The following is a 485-nucleotide window of genomic DNA, read 5'->3' as shown; positions in this document are numbered from 1 at the left end:
GTAGGGCATGAAACAAACGGACCTTGGACTGAACCTGTCGACCAAGCGCACGCGCAAGCGCGAATTCCTGGACGGGATAGACCGGGTGGTGCCGTGGGCCGATCTGGTCATGCTGATCGCCCCGCACGCCCCGGCGGGCAAGCGCGGTCGCCCGCCGTTCGCGGTCGAAGCGATGCTGCGCATCCACTTCCAGCAGCAGTGGTTCGGCTTGTCGGACCCGGCGAGGGAAGAAGCGCTGCACGATGTGCCGCTGTACCAGGAGTTCGCTGGACTGGACAACTGGACGATGCGCTGCCCGACGAGAGCACGATCCTGCGATTCCGCCATCTGTTGGAGAAGCACAAGCTGGCCGTGCAGATTCTCGCACTGGTAAACGACATCCTGCGCGACAAGGGGCTGATGCTGCGCGCGGGCACGGTGGTGGACGCGACGCTGATCAGCGCGCCGAGTTCGACCAAGAATGCGTCGGGCGAGCGCGACCCGGA

At 65.2% G+C, this 485-nt stretch carries 1 pseudogene; it reads left to right on the top strand.

Features of this window, described 5'->3' with window-relative positions:
• Window positions 1-7 precede the first annotated feature (7 nt).
• Window positions 8-485: pseudogene (locus VL15_RS38600) on the top strand (transposase); the annotation flags it as partial.

The organism is Burkholderia cepacia (assembly GCF_001039005.1).
GTDB classification, from domain to species: domain Bacteria; phylum Pseudomonadota; class Gammaproteobacteria; order Burkholderiales; family Burkholderiaceae; genus Burkholderia; species Burkholderia theae.
This window is presented reverse-complemented; position numbering and strand designations above follow the sequence as displayed.